At 71.5% G+C, this 19,742-nt stretch carries 14 protein-coding genes, 1 tRNA gene and 1 pseudogene; 8 read left to right on the forward strand and 8 right to left on the reverse strand.

Annotated features, from left to right (window positions below):
- Positions 1-117: 117 nt before the first annotated feature.
- Positions 118-1,602, reverse strand: coding sequence for an MFS transporter (locus tag OG276_RS16150; protein ID WP_266906055.1), 1,485 nt, complete (start codon positions 1,600-1,602; stop codon positions 118-120).
- A 318-nt stretch (positions 1,603-1,920) separates the two neighbouring features.
- On the opposite strand from OG276_RS16150, the gene OG276_RS16155 reads away from it, so the two are divergent.
- Complete coding sequence (locus OG276_RS16155) at positions 1,921-2,403, forward strand: SRPBCC family protein (RefSeq protein ID WP_266906056.1); 483 nt, start codon at positions 1,921-1,923, stop codon at positions 2,401-2,403.
- Positions 2,404-2,481: 78 nt separating this feature from the next.
- On the opposite strand, the gene OG276_RS16160 is transcribed toward OG276_RS16155, so the two are convergent.
- Entirely contained in the window at positions 2,482-3,216 is a 735-nt protein-coding gene (locus OG276_RS16160) for an SDR family oxidoreductase (protein ID WP_266906058.1), read from the reverse strand.
- A 68-nt stretch (positions 3,217-3,284) separates the two neighbouring features.
- On the reverse strand, positions 3,285-4,862 hold the full coding sequence (locus OG276_RS16165; protein ID WP_266906060.1) for an FAD-binding oxidoreductase: 1,578 nt from the start codon (positions 4,860-4,862) through the stop codon (positions 3,285-3,287).
- Between the two features lie 311 nt (positions 4,863-5,173).
- Here OG276_RS16165 and OG276_RS16170 point away from each other — a divergent pair, with 311 nt between their 5' ends.
- Complete coding sequence (locus OG276_RS16170) at positions 5,174-5,650, forward strand: SRPBCC family protein (protein WP_266906062.1); 477 nt, start codon at positions 5,174-5,176, stop codon at positions 5,648-5,650.
- A 91-nt stretch (positions 5,651-5,741) separates the two neighbouring features.
- Here the strand turns inward: OG276_RS16170 and OG276_RS16175 are convergent, their stop codons facing one another.
- Positions 5,742-8,573 (reverse strand): helix-turn-helix transcriptional regulator, encoded by a 2,832-nt coding sequence (locus OG276_RS16175; RefSeq protein WP_266906064.1) that lies wholly within the window; start codon positions 8,571-8,573, stop codon positions 5,742-5,744.
- Between the two features lie 447 nt (positions 8,574-9,020).
- Here OG276_RS16175 and OG276_RS16180 point away from each other — a divergent pair, with 447 nt between their 5' ends.
- From OG276_RS16180 to OG276_RS16200, 5 genes are read left to right on the forward strand one after another with little or no spacing between them, the layout of a single operon-like run.
- A complete protein-coding gene (locus OG276_RS16180) occupies positions 9,021-9,875 on the forward strand; it encodes a 2-amino-3,7-dideoxy-D-threo-hept-6-ulosonate synthase (RefSeq protein ID WP_266906066.1) in 855 nt (284 codons plus the stop codon).
- Positions 9,876-9,929: 54 nt separating this feature from the next.
- Positions 9,930-11,036, forward strand: coding sequence for a 3-amino-4-hydroxybenzoic acid synthase (griH, locus tag OG276_RS16185; protein ID WP_266906068.1), 1,107 nt, complete (start codon positions 9,930-9,932; stop codon positions 11,034-11,036).
- Positions 11,033-11,821 (forward strand): amidohydrolase family protein, encoded by a 789-nt coding sequence (locus tag OG276_RS16190; RefSeq protein WP_266906069.1) that lies wholly within the window; start codon positions 11,033-11,035, stop codon positions 11,819-11,821. Before griH ends, OG276_RS16190 begins: the two co-directional genes overlap by 4 nt.
- The gene (locus OG276_RS16195) at positions 11,818-13,131 is read left to right on the forward strand and encodes a phenylacetate--CoA ligase family protein (RefSeq protein WP_266906071.1); all 1,314 of its coding nucleotides are present in this window, start codon (positions 11,818-11,820) and stop codon (positions 13,129-13,131) included. Before OG276_RS16190 ends, OG276_RS16195 begins: the two co-directional genes overlap by 4 nt.
- A 39-nt stretch (positions 13,132-13,170) precedes the next feature.
- Positions 13,171-14,367 (forward strand): FAD-dependent monooxygenase, encoded by a 1,197-nt coding sequence (locus tag OG276_RS16200; protein WP_266906073.1) that lies wholly within the window; start codon positions 13,171-13,173, stop codon positions 14,365-14,367.
- 106 nt (positions 14,368-14,473) lie between these two features.
- On the opposite strand, the gene OG276_RS16205 is transcribed toward OG276_RS16200, so the two are convergent.
- Entirely contained in the window at positions 14,474-15,727 is a 1,254-nt protein-coding gene (locus OG276_RS16205) for an aspartate kinase (protein WP_266906075.1), read from the reverse strand.
- Positions 15,728-16,131: 404 nt separating this feature from the next.
- Between OG276_RS16205 and OG276_RS16210 the strand changes: the two are divergent.
- Positions 16,132-16,350 (forward strand): annotated as a pseudogene (locus tag OG276_RS16210) (hypothetical protein); the annotation flags it as partial.
- A 177-nt stretch (positions 16,351-16,527) separates the two neighbouring features.
- Here OG276_RS16210 and OG276_RS16215 read toward each other — a convergent pair.
- The 3 genes from OG276_RS16215 to OG276_RS16225 all read right to left on the reverse strand — a co-directional run bounded on the left by OG276_RS16215 (position 16,528) and on the right by OG276_RS16225 (position 19,695).
- Positions 16,528-16,601: transfer RNA gene (locus OG276_RS16215), tRNA-Thr, on the reverse strand.
- 117 nt (positions 16,602-16,718) lie between these two features.
- Positions 16,719-18,302 carry an alpha/beta fold hydrolase gene (locus tag OG276_RS16220; protein ID WP_266906077.1) on the reverse strand — a complete coding sequence of 528 codons (1,584 nt, stop codon included), beginning with the start codon at positions 18,300-18,302 and terminating at the stop codon, positions 16,719-16,721.
- Between the two features lie 181 nt (positions 18,303-18,483).
- Entirely contained in the window at positions 18,484-19,695 is a 1,212-nt protein-coding gene (locus OG276_RS16225; RefSeq protein WP_266906078.1) for a DNA polymerase III subunit delta', read from the reverse strand.
- Between the last annotated feature and the right edge of the window lie 47 nt (positions 19,696-19,742).

Here is a 19,742-nt window from a genome sequence, read left to right on the forward strand (position 1 = left end):
TGGAGGGCCGGGTCACGGACACCGGGTCCGGTCCGGGCCGGATCGGGCCGGGTCACGGACACCGGGTCCGGACCGGGCCCCGGACGACGAGGCCGGTCCGGGGCCCGGCCGGACGCGCTACGAGGGCTGGCCCTGCTCCTGCGGCTGCCCGCCGAAGCGGATGAACCGGGTGAGCAGCGCCGCCAGGAGGGCCACGCCGACCGAGCACCACAGGGCGAGCTGGTAGCCGGACAGGAGGGCCTCCAGCGGCGCCTGGTCGGCGGACGCGCTGTGGGTACGGGCGGCGGCGACCGCGACGAGGGCGGCGAGGCCGATCGCCCCGCCCGCCTGGTACGACGTGGTCGCGAGGCCCGAGCCGGCGCCGGCGATGGGACCGGTGAGCCCCATCGTGCAGACGACGAAGGACGAGACGATGGAGACGCCGAGGCCGAAGGACCAGAACACGGCCGGCAGCAGGAAGCCCGTGAGGTAACCGCCCTGGACGTCGATCACCGTGGCCCACGCGGCGAGCGCCGCGCCCTGGATGAGCACCCCGCCCATGAGGACGTTCTGCGGGCCGAACCGGAGCACGCGGGGGGCCACCTGCGTACCGGCCAGCATGGCGAGCGGAATGGGCACGTAGGACAGGCCGGCCTTCGCCGGGCCGTAGCCGAGCACCTGCTGCAGGTAGATCGTGATGATGAAGAAGGTGGAGATCAGCAGCGTGCCGACGAGGGCGAAGGCCACGTTGCCGATGACCAGCGGTCGCATGCGGAGCAGCATCGAGGGCAGTACCGGATCGGCCGCCGTGCGCTGGCGGACGACGAAGCCCACGAGCAGCACCGCGGCGGCGGCGAACTCGGCCAGTGTCGCGGCCGAGCCCCAGCCCTGGGCGCCTCCCTGCGACACGGCCAGGATGAGCATCACCAGTCCGGCGGTGGCGGTGACCGCGCCGATCACGTCGAGCTTGGCTTCCGTCTGCGGGCCGGTGGCCGGCAGCAGGCGCAGGGCGGCCAGCAGGATGCCGATGCCGATCGGCACGTTGATCATGAAGATCCACTCCCAGCCGGCCGTGGTGAGCAGTCCGCCCAGCACCAGACCGACCGGAGCGGCGACGCCGCCCATCCCCATGAACAGGCCGAGCGCCTTGTTGCGCTCCGGCCCCTCCGGGAAGATGTCGGTGATCAGCGCCAGGGCCGCCGGAGTGACCAGGGCAGCGCCCAGGCCCTGCAGCAGCCTGCTGACCACCAGCTGCCAGTCGTCGGCCGCGAGTCCGCAGGCCAGCGAGGCGACGGTGAAGAGGGCCACGCCCGCGGCGAAGAGCCGCCGCCGGCCGATGACGTCGGATGCGCGGCCCGCCAGCAGGAGGAAGCCGGCGAAGCCGAGCAGATACGCGTCCACGACCCAGGCCAGGCCGGTGGGCGAGAACCCGAGGTCGTCACGGATGGCGGGCAGCGCGATGTTCACCACCGAGGCGTCCATCACCGCCATGAACTCGATCAGTGCCAGCACCGAGAACATCGCCCAGGGACTGCGGCCACCGGCCGCTCCGGCCGTCCCTGACTCCGGGGAGTCGGCGTGGTCCGCGGCCCCGGTCCGACTCGGCGTGATGCCGTTGGTCATGAGAGGTGTCCCATTTCTTCGTGTCGTCGAGTTGGATCCTGGCTGCGCTTCGCCGCGTCTCACCGCGTCTCCCCGCGCATCTCCGTACGCCTCGGGGGCGGGAGCAGCGGCGCGGTCACGCTGATCCATCGTCGGCCGGGCCCCGGTACCCGGCATCACGTCTTCACGCCATCCTTCGTGACCCGCACGGCGGAAGGGCGGCCGCCAACCGGTCGTGGCAGATCGCGTGAAACTGGGATGTCCGGAGGCCCGCGCGGAAGCCATGCTGCGGCGAAAGGCAACGCCGATTGCTACCGGAACGCACGAAAGGCTCGACCCATGGTCGTCTTCACTTACACCTTGCTCGTCAACGACCCCCGCCTGCCCGGGTACCCGGAGATCCAGCGCGACGAGCTCTGGGAGAGCCTGGTGCACAAGGCGGCCAACCCGGTCTCCTACGTGCCGTCCATCAGCTTCGCGGAGGTGCTGGAGGAGTTCGACGGCGGTTTCGTGCGGCGCATCGCGCTGCGCGGCGACCAGTCGGTGCTGCTGCGGGAGCGGGTGACCCTCGAGCCGCAGCGGCGCATCGTCTTCACCCAGATCGACAACCCGCTGCTGACCGCGATCACCAACGAGATCGGCGAGGACGCGGAGGGCCGGCTCACCTTCACGTTCACCGCCACCCTGTCCGCCGCGGGCCTGGAGCGGAGCCGCCAGGAAGCCGGATTCATCGCGGAGAACGACCTGCTGTTCTACGACACGGCCGCCGCGACGGTGAACACCGTCCGGCTCACCGCTGGCCGGGCGGTCACCGCGGCCTGACCGTGGACGTACGCCAAATGCCGCGGTCCGGAACCCGTCAGGGGCTCCGGACCGCGGCATTTGGCCGGTGGGTACGGCTTAGGCGAAGCCGCCGTTGGCGTGGAGGGTCTGGCCGGTCAGCCAGCGGCCGTCCGAACCGGCGAGGAAGGCCACGACGTCCGCGATGTCGGCCGGCTGCCCGAGCTTGCGCAGCGGGGTCTGGGCGATGAGGCTGTCGAGGTTGGCGCGCGCCTCGGGGGCGAGCATGTCCGTGTCGGTCGGGCCGGGGGCCACGGCGTTGACGGTGATGCCGCGCTCGCCGAGCGCGTGGGCGAGGGACCGGGTGAGGACCTCGACCCCCACCTTGGTCGCACCGTAGGCGCCGAGGTAGGCGATGGCCGCCGCCGGCAGCCCGGCGGCGAGGTTGATCACGCGGCCGCCGTCCCGCAGGTGCTTGGTGGCCTGCTGGTGGGAGAGGAAGACGCTCTTCAGGTTGGTCGCGACCAGGCGGTCGAAGACCTCCTCGCTGATGTACTCCACGGGCGCGGCGGCGACGGTCGCGGCGTTGTTGACGACGATGTCGACGCCGCCGAACTCCTTGACCGCGGCCTCGTACAGAGCGGCGACGTCGGCGGCGACCGACACGTCACCCTGGACGGCGACGGCCTTGCCACCGCTCGCGGTGATGGCCTTCACCGTCTGCTGCGCCGCCTCCTCGTTGCTCTGGTAGTTGACCACGACGGCGGCGCCCTCGCGGCCGAGGCGCTCGGCCGTCGCACGGCCGATGCCGCGGGATGCGCCGGTGACGATGGCGACCTTGCCGTTGAGACTCATCTTGGTTGGCTCCTAGTCAGTGCTGGACGACATGGGGGTTGTTCACCGGTCTTCCGCACGCCGCCCGGTCAGGCCGGCAGCGGTACGGACTGGGCGTGGCGGAAGACGTTCCTGGGGTCCCACTTGGCCTTGACCTGCTGCAGCCGCGGGAAATTGGCGCCGTAGTACAGGTCGTGCCAGGGCACGCCCGACGTGTTCCACGCCGGGTTGGAGAGGTCGCCGTCGGCGTAGTTGACGAAGCAGCCGTCGGTGACCGCACCGGACACGGGCACGCCGCCGGTGTCGGCGTACACGTCCCGGTAGAACTCGCGGATCCAGGCCTCGTGCCAGGAGTCCTGCGACTGGTCCCGCCAGAAGTTGACGTACATCAGCTTCATGACGGAGCTGCGCTGGGACACGGCGGTCGCCGTCGGGGAGACGGTGTTGACCTTGCCGCCGTACGAACTGATGAGCACCAGGGCACCGGGGTAGGGGTAGTCCGGGCGCGTGAGGTGCTTGTAGAACGCCGCGACGTGGGCGTCCGTGAAGGTCTTCTTCATGTAGGCGGACTTGCCCTTGAAGCGGTTCGTGGGGTCGCCGCCGCCGGTGAATCCGGGCCACTCGGTGGCGTGCAGCCAGGGAACGGTCCTGCGCTCGTCGACGCGGAAGGAGACTCCCGTGCCGTTGTTGACGGCCGCCAGGAAGTCGTCGAGCAGCTGGTCCGCACCGGGGAGGGTCGCGTCGATCTCCGTCGTCAGGGAGAACGAACCCGCGGCCTTGGGGGCGGGCTTCAGCTGGCTGAACAGGCCCGCGTACGGCGAGGACGCGGACGCGTTGTTCTCGCACCAGGTCCCGTAGTTCTTCAGGATCCGGCCGAACGACTGCTCGTTCAGGTCGGCCCAGGACCAGGACACGGAGTTGACCAGCAGCGTGGTGGGAGGCTTGGGAAGCAGGCTCTGAGGAGCGCCGGCGGCGTTGGGCGAGCGGAACAGGTAACGGGTCACCACGCCGAAGTTGCCGCCGCCACCGCCGGTGTGCGCCCACCACAGGTCCCGGTTGGGGTCCGAGGGCTCACGGGTGGCCGTGACCAGCCGTGCCGTGCCGGACGCGTCCACCACGACCACTTCCACCCCGTACAGGTGGTCGACGATGAGGCCGTGACGCCTGGAGAGCGCGCCGTAGCCGCCGCCCGCCACGTGTCCGCCCGCGCCGACGGTCGGGCAGGTACCGCCGGGCAGGGTCACCCCCCACTTCTTGTACAGGCTCTTGTAGATCTCCGAGATCGTGGCACCGGCCTCCACCACGAAGACCTGCCGGGCAGAGTCGAAGTACACCTGGTTCATCTCGGACACGTCGACGACCACGTTGACGCCGTCGCCGACCCAGGGCTCGTAGCAGTGGCCGCCGCTGCGCACGGAGAGCCGCTTGCCCGCCTTGACGGCCGCCTGCACGGCGGTGACCACCTGACCCGGTGTGCTCACCATCCGGACGTAGTCCGGCTTGGCCACCCAGCGCTGGTTGAACCCGCGGACGAGGTCCGTGTACTGCTGGTCCGCCGAAGTGACGTCGAAGGGGCCGCTCGCCGCCGCGGCCTCGCCGGCTTCCGCAGCGGACGCGACCGCCGTGGCGGCACCGCTCACGGCGGTGCTCGCCGCAGCCGTGGTCACCAGGAACCTTCGACGTGATATGCCGCCCATGTACTTCTCCCCCGTCACGTACCGATCAGCTCTCCCACAGCGGGCTCCGGACCCGTGCTGTGGGGTCCCCAGCCTGGTCAACCACGCCTTCTCGCACATCGCGTCTTTACGTGATCCTCGGCCGGCCGGGACGGCCTGACTGCGGTCCGGCGCCGGGGAGAAGCTCACGAGAACCGGTGATGTCCCGGGAGGCCCGCGGACGGAAGCTGTTGGTCTGCGGGAGAACCGCGACGCGCGGGCGACGGCGTCCGCCGCGGTGCCGTGCCACAGGAGGCGACGACATGTCCGAATTGAGCTGGACGCTACCGGTCGTGGGAGAGGACGAGGAGGGGAAGCGACTGCTGACCCCCGAGGAGGTCTGGCGGGGGCTGCTGCGCAAGGCGGAGAACCCCGTTCCGTTCATCGCCGGCATCACCGACTGCCGGGTGCTGGAGCGCCATGAGGACGGGCTGCTGCGGGAGATCACCGTGGCGGGCCGCGCGAAGGCCCGGGAGCGGGCCGTCTTCCACGACCGCCGGCTCATGGTCTTCCACCAGCTGGACGATCCCTACCTGGCCGAGATCCGGAACGAGATCGGGCACGACGGGCAGGGGGCCACCACGCTCACGATCCGGGTGGTGCTCTCGGCGGAGGGGAAGGCGAAGGGCGAGCAGGACGCTTCCTTCGTGGCTTCGACCGCCCAGTACTTCGGCGGGATCGTGCAGCCGATCATCGACACCATCGTCCGCATGCGGGAGGAACTGACGCCCCGGGCCTGACCGCTCGTGCGGTGACCCCCGGGCCTGACCGCTCGCGCGGTGGCCCCCGGGCCGGCCGGGAGGGCGATCGCGCCCCCGGCCGGCCGACCGGTCAGGCGGCGCCCGGCTCCTTGCCCGCCTCCTGCTGCATCGCCTGGCGCGCGAGCTCCACCCGGCTGGAGACGCCCAGCTTGGCGAAGGCGTGGCGCAGGTGCGTGTCCACGGTGTGCGGCGACAGGAACAGCCGCTCGGCGGAGGCCCGGTTGGTCAGCCCTTCTGCGACCAGACGCACCACGCGCAGCTCGGCGGCCGTCAGGCTGTCCCAGCCCGTCTGTGCCCGCTGCACCGACTGCCACTTCTTACGGCGCACGCCCAGCCCGCGCAGCGCCCGCTGGACCCGTGCCACGGACCGGGTGGCCCCGCAGTCCGTGAACCGGCCGAGGGCCTCCTCGAACAGGGCGACGGCGTGGCTGCGGCGCCCGGCCCGGGCCTCGGCGTGCGCGGTGTCCTCCAGGGCGATGCCCCGCGCCAGGTGGCGCGGGCTCGTGCGGTAGGCCTCCACCGCTGCGCGCAGGGAGGCCACGTCATCGTGCAGGAGGCCCTCGGCGTGGTGCGCGGCGGCCGTGAGCGAGACGGTCCTCGGGGTGCTGTCCGCCAGCCGCCGGGCCGTGAGCGCCGCCGCCTCCGCTTCCGGCCGGGCGCCCGCGTCGAGCGCGAACCGCACCAGGGCCGGCGCCGACCAGGAGACCTGGGTCAGCAGCAGGGGACGCTCCTCGAACTGCTCGTAGACGCCCGACAGGGCCGTCATCGCCGCCTTCGGGTCCCCCGCGGCGTACGCCAGCTGGGCCTGCAGCCAGGCGATGTCCTCCGCCACGACCCCGTACCCGGAGTCGACCATCCGGCGTGCCTCCCTGAACGTCTCCCGGCCCCGCGCCAGTTCGTCCCGGTGGATCTCCACCTGGCCGAGGATGGCGAGCAGCGACGGAACGATGGCGAGGGCGCTGAGCTGCTCGGCCACCGCCTTGCCGGCCCGCGCCTCCGCCTGGGCGTCGTCGAGCTGGCCGGCCATCATCCGCAACTCGGCCCGGCCGTAGTGCCACAGGGGCAGCGACCAGGCGGAGCCCAGTGTGCGCGCGTCGCCCTCACCGAGTTCGAACACGGCGTCGGCCTCGCTGAAGCGGTCGGCGGCGACCAGGGCGCGCCCCAGCCACAGCCGGGGGTGCCGGTGGCGTGCGTCCCCGCCCTCGTCGTCGGCCAGTTGCACGGCGTCCGAGGCGAGTGACACGGCCTCGTCGATCCTTCCCCGGATCCGTGCGGCGGCGCTGCGGGCCGCGCCCGCGTACACCGCGGTCTCCGGTTCTCCGACCGCCATCGCCTCGACCGCCGCGGCCTCCGCTCCGCGCAGGTCGTCGCCGTTGAGCAGGGCGTGCGCCTGGACGGCGAGGAGCTGTCCCCGTACCGCGTCCGGGACTTCGGGGTGGGCCAGCGCGCGGCGGGTGCACTCGACCGCCATCGCGTCCTGGCCGGCGTGTTTCAGCGCGTCCGCCAGCCCGACGTAGACCGCCGCCTCCTGGACGCGGCTGATGGTGCGATGCAGCGCCACCCCGCCCAGGTCACGTGCCTCCGTGATGCGTCCCGACGAAGCCAGCAGGCTCACGGCCTTGGCGATGAGGGACGGCGCCTTGGGGTCGTCGGGCGGCAGGATCTCCAGCGCTTCCAGCATCATGTCCGCGGCCGTGCTGGGGGAGGTGGAGGCCACCTCGTCCGCCGCCTCGCACAGCACGGTGATGGTGTGGGGGTTGTCCCGGCAGGCCCCGCGGACCAGGTGCAGCGCGGTCTCGGCGCGCCGGTTTCCCGTGGCCTCCAGGACGGTGGCGGCCTCCTGGTGCAGGACCCTGCGTACCGATCCGGACAGCCCGTCGTACACCGCCTCCCGGAGGAGCCCGTGGCGGAAGTCCAGCGCCGTGCCGTCGTCCAGGAGGATGTGCGCCTCCACCGCCTCTTGGACCTGGGGCAGCAGGGCGACACCGCGCTCGCCGAGCAGGCCGGCCGCCTCGCTCACCAGGAACGGCCTGCCGAAGACGGAGCCGGCCTCCAGGAACCGGCGGGTCGGCACGGACAGGTGGCGCAGCTGGCAGTCGACGGCGGACAGGAAGTCCTCGGGCAGCGCGTCGCTCCCGTCGACCTCCACCGTCCCGTCGGTACGGTGCAACCGGCCGTCGGCATCGAGGGCGTTGAGCAGCTGGCCGAGCAGGAAGGGGTTCCCGCCGCTGCGCGCCGCGAGCGCGGCCAGCACGGATCCGGGGTCCCCGCCGACCGCGTGCGAACAGAACTGGGCGATGGCGTCGGAGTCGAGCGGACCGAGCGCGATGTGCTCCGCACCGTCCCGGCGGAGGTGGCCGAACACCTCGTACCCGAGCGCCTGGGCCGAGGGCGGGCGCCGGGCCAACAGCCACATCACCGAGTGGCTGCGCAGTCTGGGCACCAGGATCTGCAGCGTGAACGCCGTGAGCTCGTCCATCGACTGGGCGTCGTCCAGGGCGATGAGCAGCGGGCGGGTGCGCGCGTACTCCTCGATGAGGTCGCCGAGCCGGCTGACCAGCCAGAAGCGGCCGGCCTCCTGGCCGCCCAGGCCGCCGAGCGCCGCCATGTCAGCCGAGTCCACGACGGGCGGCACACTGTCGCGCAGCGCGGACAGGAGGACCGAGAGCGGCGCCACCCGGTCCAGCTCGGTGGCGCGGCCGAGCGCACTGGTCATCCCGAGCCGCTCCGCTTCCCGGGCGGCCTCCTGCAGCAGCCGGGTCTTGCCGATTCCGGGCGGCCCTTCCACCACGAGGCACTGGCCGGTTCCCGAGGCTGCGGCTCTCAGGCTTTCCCGTAGCAAGGCCAATTCGGTATCCCGGCCCAAGGCCGGACCTGCCCACTCCACAATTGCGTTCCGCATCGTCCCCCCGATCAGTTGGCGAAACCCCCGGTTCTCCCATCCGGGCTGGTCATCAGCACGTCACTTCCCATGTCACGGTAACCGCTGCCGACTGATCGCCGATTTCCTTCTCGCGGAAGCAAAGCCCGGAAATGGCCGAAACATTTCCCTGCCCGGTGGCGAATGTGTCAATGCGCGGAGTGCCGGCCGATTCCTCGTTCGGGGCAGAAGGGCTGGTGTCCGCCCCTCCGCCGTCCGCAACGACCTCGGCCTTCCGCACCCGGGGCCGTACGGCCCTCCGTTCGAATCTCCCGTGCCCTTCACGGACGGGATCACGTAAACGGGCGATGGCACGCCATGGCCCCTCGGCGAAAACTTGCCGTCGACGGGCCGGGGGCACGCCGAGCGAGCCGGAACCGCGGACCGCTCGGCTCCCGCCCCACACCCGACAGGGAGGGGATGCGTGTAATGTTCACCAATCTTTCGTTCGGCCGGCGGCTCCGATTGAGGCGCCTGTACGGAGACGGCGGCGACCGGCTGCTCGTCGTACCACTGGACCACCCCATCAGTGACGGGCCGATCGCCCTGCGAGAAGGCGGACTGGACGCCTTGGTCGGGCAGCTCACCGACAACGGCGCCGACGCCGTGGTCCTGCACAAGGGCGGGCTGCGCCACGTCAGTCCGGACCGGTTCTCCCGGACCTCGCTGATCGTCCACCTCAGCGCGAGCACCATGTACGCCCAGGACCCGGACTCCAAGTACCTGGTGAGCGGCGTCGACGAGGCACTGCGGCACGGCGCCGACGCGGTCAGCGTCCACGTGAACCTCGGTTCGGCCGAGGAGCAGCAGCAGATCACGGACCTCGGCCGCGTGTCGGACCTCTGCGACCAGTGGAACGTCCCGCTGCTCGCCATGATCTATCCGCGGGGCCCGAAGGTCACCAATCCACGGGACCCCGAACTCGTCGCCCACGCCATCACCGTGGCAGCCGAACTCGGCGCCGACATCGTCAAGACGCCGTACGTGGGCTCGCCCGACGAGATGGCGGACGTCGTCAGGTCCGCGGCCATCCCGGTCATCGTCGCCGGCGGCCCGCGCAAGACCACGGTGCCCGACGTACTGGCCTACGTGGACGAGGCGCTGCGCGGCGGCGTCAGCGGCTTCGCGATGGGCCGCAACATCTTCCAGGCCGCCGACCCCGGCGCGATGACGCGGCAGATCGCGCAGCGCCTGCACCGGCTCCGCGGCGAGGAACTCGGCCTCGGCGATCACCGCCCCACGCAGAACCCGCGCCCGGAGCAGCTGCCGACCCTCGTGGGCTGAGCCCCGCCGGCAGCGTTCCACCTCATCTCACTCATACCCATCAGGGAGTAAGCAATGAAGATCACCTGGCTTGATATCCGCGGTCTCGGCGAATCCAAGGAAGCGATCCTGCAGGAGGCGCTGCACTACCGCGTCGAAGGCATCGTCGCGGACGACGCCGCCGATCTGGCGGAGCTGCCGCCCACGATCACCAAGGTCCTCTTCCCGCAGGGCAAGGACCTGCCGGAAGACTTCGGCGACGCGACGGTGGTCGTCGTCGACCCCGCCCGTCACGGTGCGACCACGGCCGAACTGGCCATCAAGCACCCCGGAGTGGAGTTCGGCCGCTTCGTGGAGATCATCGACGCGCCGACCCTGGAGGACGCCTGCGAGTCGGCGCGCACCGAGGCGTGGAGCCTGCTGCTCTTCCGCGACCCCACCAAGATCCCGCTGGAGATCGTCATCGCCGCGGCCGCCCGTGCGACGGGCAGCATGGTCACCATCGCCCAGGACATCGAGGAAGCGGAGATCATCTTCGGCGTCCTGGAGCACGGCTCGGACGGCGTGATGATGCTGCCCGAGAAGGTCGGTGACGCGGCCAAGCTGAAGGCAGCGGCCCAGACCGACGTGCCGGACCTCAACCTGACCGAGCTGGAGGTCGTGGAGACCTCGCACATCGGCATGGGTGAGCGGGCGTGCGTGGACACCTGCTCGTACCTCCGCGAGGACGAGGGCATCCTGGTCGGCTCGCACTCCAAGGGCATGATCCTGTGCGTCAGCGAGACGCACCCGCTGCCCTACATGCCGACCCGCCCGTTCCGGGTGAACGCCGGCGCCATCCACTCGTACACCCTCTCCAAGGACGAGCGCACCAACTACCTCAGCGAGCTCAAGGCGGGCAGCAAGGTCACGGCCGTCGACATCAAGGGCCAGACCCGGCTCGTGACCGTCGGCCGGGTCAAGATCGAGTCCCGTCCGCTCATCTCCATCGACGCGGTCGCGCCGAACGGCCAGCGGGTCAACCTCATCCTGCAGGACGACTGGCACGTGCGGGTGCTCGGCCCCGGCGGCGTCGTGCTCAACAGCACCGAGCTCAAGCCCGGCGACAAGGTGCTCGGCTACCTGCCGACCGAGGACCGTCACGTCGGTTACCCGATCGACGAGTTCTGCCTCGAGAAGTGAGTCCTCACACGCAGGTGGCGGGGACCGAGCGGCGGGTACTGGATTTCCACGTCCGGCTCGCCCCGGTCCCCCGGGCCCCGGATCGCCTGCTCGCCACGATGGACGAATGCGGCATCGGCCGCGCGGTGGTCTGCGCGGGCGGCACCATGCCGCTCGCGCAGCTCTCCCGCTTCCTCGTCGAGGGCGGGCACATAGAGTCCGACGCGGACAACGACGCGGTCCTGCGGGCGTGCGAGGCGTCGGACGGCCGGCTGATCCCGTTCTTCTTCGCCAACCCGCACCGGGATCCGGAGCACTACCGCAAGGCGGCGCCGGACTTCCGCGGCATGGAGATCTCCCCGGCGGTGCACGGGGTGGCTCTGACCGACCCGCGCACCGCCGGCCTCGTCGAGGCCGCCCGGGACTTCGGGCACAGCGTCTACACCGTCTGTCTGGAACGTGACGGCAGCAGGGTCGCCGACCTCGTGTCGCTCGCCCTGCGGTACCCCGAGGTCACCTTCGTCCTCGGGCACGCGGGCATCGGGAACATCGACCTGTACGCCGTCGAGCTGATCGCCCCGCTGCCGAACGTGCTGCTGGAGACCTCCGGCGGCTACACCTGCGTCGCCCGCGCCGCGGTGGAACAACTCGGAGCGGACCGAGTCCTCTTCGGCTCCGAAGCTCCGCTGCAGCACCCCGAGGTGGAGCTGACCAAGCTGCGCCACCTCGGGCTCGGCGACGAAGACTGGCAGAAGATCGCGTGGCGCAACGCCTGCCGACTTCTCGGACAGGAGGAAACAGAGTGACGACGACGGACAAGCTGCCCCAGCTCGGCGACTGGTCCACCTACGCGGAACTGGCCGAGCTGCAACAGGCGATGCTGCCCGGGGTCCTCGCACGGGCCGCCAAGTCGCCCTTCCACCAAGCCCGGACGGGCGGCGACGCGATACCCGGCGACCCGGGCGACTTCGCCCGGGTCCCGCTCACCACCAAGTCCGATCTCCGCGACAACTACCCGTTCGGCATGCTGGCGGTGTCCAACAGCGAGCTGGCGACGTACCACGAGTCCAGCGGATCCACCGGCCAGCCGACCCCCTCCTACTACACCGAGGAGGACTGGGTCGATCTCTCCGAGCGCTTCGCCCGCAAGTGGGTCGGCATCGACGCCTCGGACACGCTGCTCGTCCGCACCCCGTACGCCATGCTGCTCACCGGACACCTGGCGCACGCGGCGGGCCGGCTGAACGGCGCGACCGTGGTCCCCGGCGACAACCGCTCGCTGGCCATGCCGTACTCACGGGTGGTCAGGGCCCTGCACGACCTGCGAGTGTCGCTGACCTGGTCGATGCCCACGGAGTGCCTGCTGTGGGCCGCCGCGGCCAAGGCCGCGGGGCTCCGGCCCGACGAGGACTTCCCCGCGCTGCGCGCGCTGTTCGTCGGCGGCGAGCCGCTGAGCCCGGCCCGTCGGGCCAGGATCAGCAGGCTGTGGGGCGTGCCGGTGGTGGAGGAGTACGGCTCCACCGAGACCGGAAGCCTGGCCGGCGAGTGCACGGAGGGCCGCCTGCACCTGTGGGCCGACCGGGTCCTCTTCGAGGTCCGCGACCCGGACACCGGGGAGATCCGCAGGGAGGGCGCGGGGCAGCTCGTCGTCACCCCGCTCCACCGGGCGGCCATGCCGCTGCTGCGCTACAACCTGGAAGACTCGGTCGAGGTGTCGTACGACCCGTGTCCGTGCGGCTGGGTGCTCCCCACCATCACCGTCCTCGGACGGGCCGTCTACGGGCACCGGATCGGCGAAACCCTCGTCACCCAGCACGGGTTGGAAGACCTGGTGTACCGGCTGCCCTTCGAACACGGGGTGCTGTTCTGGCGCGCGCAGACCGCCTCCGACCACCTGCGGGTCGAGATCGAGGTGGCGGACGAGCACCGGGCCGCCGCGTGCGCCGAGCTGGCCGTCACGGTCCGGCAGGAACTGGGCGTGGAGTGCCGGGTCGAGGGAGTCGCCCCGGGAACCCTGGTGCCACAGGACGTGCTGACGGGCATGCCCGATGTCGTCAAGCCCAGGAGTCTGTTCGGCCCGGACGAGGACTGGAACAAGGCCATCCTCTACTACTGAGACCGCCCGTCGAGAGTTGTGACTATGATCCAGGATCGCATGCCCCCCCAGTGGAAGCGTGAGGGCAGCCGCATAGCGGTCGTGGGCGCCGGCATCGCCGGCCTCACCGTGGCACTGGCCCTCGGCCGCGCCGGCATCCGCTGCGAGGTCTTCGAGCAGACGAAGAACCTGCGCGAGGTGGGGGCGGGTCTGCAGCTTGCGCCCAACGCCACCCGCATCTTGCACCAGTTGGGTCTCGCCCAGCGGCTGAAATCGGTGGCGGTGCGCCCCTCCGCCGTGGAGATGCGCCGCTGGGACGACGGCCGGCTGATCGGCCGAACCGAGCTCGGAGACGCCTGCGAAGAGCTCTACGAGGCCCCGTACTACACGGTGCACCGGGCCGATCTGCACCAGCAACTGCTCAGCAGCATCGACAACATCCTGCACATCGGCCGTCGGTGCGTGGGCGTCGAGGAACGGCCGGAGGGGGTACAACTCCGCTTCGAGGACGGCTCCGTGTACGAGGCCGACGTGGTGATCGGCGCCGACGGCATCCACTCCTTGGTGCGCGACTCCCTCGCCATGGACGAGCCCACCTTCTCCGGCCAGTCGATCTACCGGGGGCTGGTTCCGGGCGATCGGCTGCCGTTCCTCCTGGAGGACCCGAAGGTCCGGCTCTGGTTCGGTCCGGAACAGCACGTCGTGTGCTACCCGGTGAGCTCCGGGCGGTGGATCAGCGTCGGGGCCACGGCTCCGGCCGGCGACTGGTCGGTCGAGGCGTGGACGGCCGAAGGCCGCGTAGAGGAGCTCCTCGAGACCTACCAGGGGTGGAACGAGGAAGTGCACAGCGTCCTCAAGTCCCTGGATTCCGTGAGCCGGTGGGCCCTGCACGACCGCCGGCCGCTCACGCACTGGTCCACCCCCCGGATCGCGGTCGTCGGGGACGCGGCGCACCCCATGCTGCCCTTCCAGGCACAGGGCGCCAACCAGGCGATCGAGGACGCGATCGTGCTCGCCGCCTGCCTGCGGGACGTGGCACCGGACGGCATCCCGGCGGCGCTGGCCCGTTACGAGCAGGCGCGCCGGCCGCGGACCGACGAGCTCCAGCGGCTGTCCCGGGCGAACTCCCGCACCTTCCACCTCTCCGACGGGGAAGGGCAGCGCGAACGCGACCTGGTCCTGGCCGGCACCCAGAACCTGCGCAAGCAGGACTGGCTGTACGGCTACGACGCGGAGTCGGCCCTCCTCGGGACGTAGCGCGTCGGACGACCGAGAGCGGCAACGCGACGACGCCGCGGCCCGTGGGCCGCGGCGTCGTTGCGTCGTTGCGTCGTTGCGTCATCGCGTCGTTGCGAGGAAGGCGTCACACAAGGATGCCGGCACCCGCGAGGTCGAACTCCGCGTGCAGCAGCCGCAGGGCCCGCACGTGGTCGCGACTCGGCACGACCACGGAGACGCGCAGCTGGGAGCTGGACATCCAGCTGGTGACGATCCCCGCACCGTCGAGGACCGTCATCAGACGGGCCAGGTACTCCGGGCGGTTCAGCAGGCCCATGCCGATCAGCGACACCTTGACGACGTCCGTGTCCACCCGGATGCCGCCGTCGAAGGGAGCAACGGCGTTCGCGAGCGGCTCTTCGATCCGGGAGACGTCACTGCGGCGCACGGTGAAGCCCATCCGGAACTCGTCCTCCTGCGGACCGGAACGGGCCACGAGATCGGTCGGCACCGCGTTCCCGGCGAGAATGCCGAGGATCTCCGAAGCCGGATCGCTCCGGCCCTTGCAGTGCACGAGGATCCGCGCGACGTCCGTGTCCGACGTGACGGCGGTGATCGCGCTCCCCGTCTCCAGCAGGCTCGTGCCGTTCCCGCTCACCACGGTTCCCTCCCTGTCGACCAATGAACTTCTGACGTGCAACTCGACCCCCTTGGCCGCTGCCAGCTCCGCGGACCGGGAGTGCAGCACCTTCGCCCCCGCGAAGGCCATCTCCACCATGACGTCCGCGGCCACGTGCGGGAGCTTGCGGGCCGACTCGACCAGCCTCGGGTCGGCCGTGTACACGCCGTCCACGTCCGTGTAGATCTCGCAGCTCCCGGCGCCCAGGGCCGCCGCGAGCGCGACGGCCGTGGTGTCGGACCCGCCACGGCCCAGGGTGACCACGTCACCCGTGTCGTTGAGTCCCTGGAAACCCCCGACGACGACCACTCGTTCCTCGTCGAGACACCGCGTGACCCTCCCGGTGTCGATGGAGTCGATCACACCGTCCCCGTGCCGTCCGACCGCCCGGATGCCGGCCTGCGCCCCGGTGAGCGAGACGGCCGGCACGCCCAACCGCTCCAGCGCCAGGGCGAGCAACGCCGCGGAGGCGTACTCGCCCGTGGCCAGCAGTTGGTCGACCTCCCGAGGCGCCCGCCGTGCCGCGTGCCGCCCCCCGATGTCTTCGACCAGGTCCAGCAGCTCGTCGGTGGTGTCCCCCCGGGCCGACACCACGACCACGGTGCGTTTGCCGGCCCGGCGGCTCGCCGCCACCCGCTCGGACACCCGGCGGAGCCTGTCCGTCTGGGAGAGAGAACTCCCCCCGTACTTCTGTACCAAGATGCCCAAGGCTGGTCCCATCCCCGATCGGATCCGGCCGAGCGGTCAACCCACGTGCTCCGGCCCGTGGGGAGCCTGCCTTGTCCCCGGAGCGCGGGGCATCACCCGATCGCGGGATGCCAACGGGTGAGCACACCGGCGGATGCGATCACGTGACCGCGCGGCACCATCCGACGGGGCGTCACGCCGCCCCGCCCCGGACATGGCAAAACCCCCAGGTCACGGCGAGTGAGTCCTGGGGGTTCCACAGAGCCGCCTTCGGGATTCGAACCCGAGACCCACGCATTGCCCCGAACAGCAGAAGGCCGGTGGCCGCACGCCATAAGGCGGACCCCTCTCCGATGGTGGAGCTAGGCAGACACGGCCACCGGTAAGACCCCGAGCTTGTCAGCACCCGAAGTACCCGCAGCTTGGCAACCTTCCCCGTGCACGTCAAAGGAGATTCCGGCACGGCCATCACCGTCGCGCTCGTCTCGCTCGTCGCGCCCTTCGGACTCGTCCTGTACTTCCTCCTGCGCTCCCACCGCCTCAGCGCCGGAGGAGCGTTCGTCGCCGCCGGGTTCGGGTTCTCCCTCGCCTCGACCGGCGCCGCGGGCCCCATCAACGAGATGGCCAACGCCATCGTCCCCGCCATCCCCAACCTCCAGGGAGACAGCACATGCCCCGGCTCCGTATCTGCCGGACCACCTGGCCCCGATCCGGTGTCTGAGACCAGAACTGAGACCGACAACACCCGGGCCGCCCGCGCACGGCGGCGGCGCCAGATCCGGTAAAAAGCAAAACCCCCAGGTCACGGCGAGTGAGTCCTGGGGGTTCTACAGAGCCGCCTTCGGGATTCGAACCCGAGACCTACGCATTACGAGTGCGTTGCTCTGGCCAGCTGAGCTAAGGCGGCACCGCTGGGAAGACAAGAATTTCCCTGGTGGGAGGCTCTCATCAGCAGCGGCGCCAAGTCTACAGGGTTAAACGGGGTGCCCCGAACACGGTGCCGGGACGGCTCCGCAGGCGGGGGTCAGCACCTCTTTCCGTCCTTCGGAGCCGTGCCCTCCAGGAGGTAGCGGTTGATCGCCGAGTCGATGCAGTCGCTGCCCCGGCCGTACGCCGTGTGGCCGTCGCCGTCGTAGGTCAGCAGGACGCCCGAGTCGAGCTGGCCGGCCAGCGCCTCGGCCCACTTGTACGGGGTCGCGGGGTCGCGGGTGGTGCCGACCACCACCACCGGCGGGGCGCCCTTCGCGTGCAGGGCCCGGGCCGTGCCCGTGGCCTTCGCCGGCCAGTACGTGCAGTTCAGCGAGGCCCAGGCCAGGCCCGCGCCGAAGACCGGAGAGGCCTTCTCGAAGGAGGGCAGCGCCTTCTCGACCGCTTCGGGCCCGGCGGCGAAGGCCGGGGGCTGGTCGAGGCAGTTGACGGCGGCGTTCGCCGACATGAGGTTGGCGTACTTGCCGTCCTGCTCGCGCTCGTAGTAGCTGTCGGCGAGGGCCAGCAGCCCGTTGCCGTCGTCGCCGTCGATCGCGGCCCCGAGCGCCTCGCGCAGCTGCGGCCAGGCGTTCTCGTCGTACAGGGCGGCGATCACCCCGGTCGTCGCCAGCGACTCGCCGAGCGTGGCGCGCGCCCGGTCGCTCGTGGGGACCGGCTGGGCGTCGACCTTGCGGAAGAACTCCTTCAGGCGTTCCGCGATCTGCTCCGGGCTGCCCTTGCCGAGCGGACAGTCGGTCTGCTTCGCGCAGTCCGCGGCGAAGGCGCGGAAGGCGGTCTCGAAGCCCTCCGTCTGGTCCCGGTTCAGTTCGAGCGCGGGCCGGGAGGGGTCCATCGCCCCGTCCAGGACCAGCCGGCCGGTCCGGCCCGGGAAGAGGTCGGCGTACGTCGCCCCGAGGAAGGTGCCGTACGAGGCTCCGACGTAGTTCAGCTTCTCGTCGCCCAGCGCCGCACGCAGGACGTCCATGTCCCGGGCGGCGTCGACCGTCGACACGTGCGGCAGGATCCGCTGCGAGTGCGTCTGGCAGGCAGCCGCGAACTCCTTGAAGGCGGCCACCAGCAGGGCCCGCTCCGCCGGCGTGTCCGGCGTCTGGTCCACCTGGGTGTACTTGTCCATGGCCGGGCCGTTCAGGCATTCCACGGGGCTGCTGCGGTCCACGCCGCGCGGGTCGAAGGAGACCATGTCGTACGCGGCGCGGACCGGGGCCGGGTAGCCGATGCCCGCGTACGCCTGGAGGTAGCCGATGCCGGAGCCGCCCGGGCCGCCCGGGTTCACCACCAGCGAGCCGAGCCGCTTGGAGGGGTCGGTGGCCTTGCGGCGGGCCACCGCGATGTCGATGTCCCCGGCGGCCCCGGCTTCAGGATTCTCGTAGTCCAGCGGGACCTTCAGGGTGCTGCAGTCGAAGCCGGGCACACCGCACTCGCGCCAGCTCAGCTTCTGGTCGTAGTACGGGCGCAGCGCGGCCGGGACGGCGGTCGGCGCGGCCGACGGTGCCTCGGAGGCCTCGCCGGACGAAGCGGCGGCGCGGGGTGTTCCCGAACCGCCCGAGGTGCACCCGGAGAGCAGTAGCCCCGCGGCGGCGATCACGGTCCCGGTGGTGCGCAGCAGGCGACTGGTGTCCATTCCCGGAGCCTACGGCCTGCGGGGACGCCCGGGGCGGTGCTACCCGCGGCGGGCGGCGGGCGGCCGCCCGGGCGCGGGGCGCCGCCCCGCACGGACCGGTGGCGTCTGCGGCCCGCCACGCGGACCCCTCGAACGGGTGAGGCGGTCAACCGGAGTCGCGGGCCGGGGAGAGCCGCGCGCGTCAGCCCGCGCGCAGCGACATCGTCATCGCCTCGACCGCGAGCAGCGGGGCGACGTTGCGGTCCAGCGCCCGCCGGCACGCGATGATCGCCTCGATGCGCCGCAGCGTGCGCTCGGGGCCCGACTCCCGGGCGATCCGGTCCAGGTCCTGTCGTATTTCCTCGTTCGCGATGGCCAGCGAGGAGCCGAGCTGGAGGGCCAGCACGTCCCGGTAGAAGCCGGTGAGGTCGGTCAGCGCCAGGTCGAGGCTGTCGCGCTGCGTGCGCGTGCGCCGGCGCTTCTGCCGGTCCTCCAGCTCCTTCATCACGCCCGCCGTACCGCGCGGCATCCGCCCGCCCGTCCCCGCTCCGGCGCCGAGCGCGGCCCGCAGCTCCTCGGTCTCCTTGGTGTCGACCTCTTCCGCGACCTGCTTGGCGTCCTCGGCGGCGGCGTCCACCAGCTCCTGCGCCGCCTTCAGGCAGTCGCCCACGTCGCTCACGCGCATCGGCAGCTTCAGTACGGTGGCGCGCCGCGAGCGGGCCGCCCCGTCGGTGGCGAGCCGGCGAGCCCGGCCGATGTGCCCCTGGGTCGCGCGGGCCGCGGCCTGCGCCACCTCCGGCTCGATGCCGTCGCGCCGCACGAGAACCTCCGCGACGGCGGACACCGGTGGGGTGCGCAGCGAAAGGTGCCGGCAGCGGGAGCGGATGGTGGGCAGCACGTCCTCCAGCGAGGGGGCGCACAGCAGCCACACGGTCCGCGGAGCGGGCTCCTCCACGGCCTTGAGCAGCACGTTGCCGGCGCCCTCCGTCAGCCGGTCGGCGTCCTCCAGGACGATGACCTGCCAGCGTCCGACGGCCGGGGAGAGCTGCGCCCGGCGCACCAGCGCCCGGGTGTCCTTCACGCCGATGGACAGCTGATCGGTACGGACGATCTCCACGTCGGCGTGCGTGCCGATCACGGTGGTGTGGCAGCCGTCGCAGAATCCGCAGCCCGGCTCGCCGCCGAGGGCGCGGTCCGGGCTGGTGCACTGGAGCGCCGCAGCGAAGGCGCGGGCGGCGGTGGACCGCCCGGAGCCGGGCGGTCCGGTGAACAGCCAGGCGTGCGTCATCTTGGAGGCGGCCGGCGGCGGGGTCCCCGCCTCGATGGCGGTGACCAGGCCGTCGGCGTCGACCGCGGCGGCGGCCAGCTGCGTCTGGACCCGCTCCTGTCCCACCAGGTCGTCCCATACGGGCATCCCGCCCACCACCTTTCGCCTCGCTCGCGTACCGTCCGTGCCGTCTG

The sequence above is a fragment of the Streptomyces sp. NBC_00086 genome (assembly GCF_026343255.1).
In the GTDB taxonomy this organism is placed as follows: domain Bacteria; phylum Actinomycetota; class Actinomycetes; order Streptomycetales; family Streptomycetaceae; genus Streptomyces.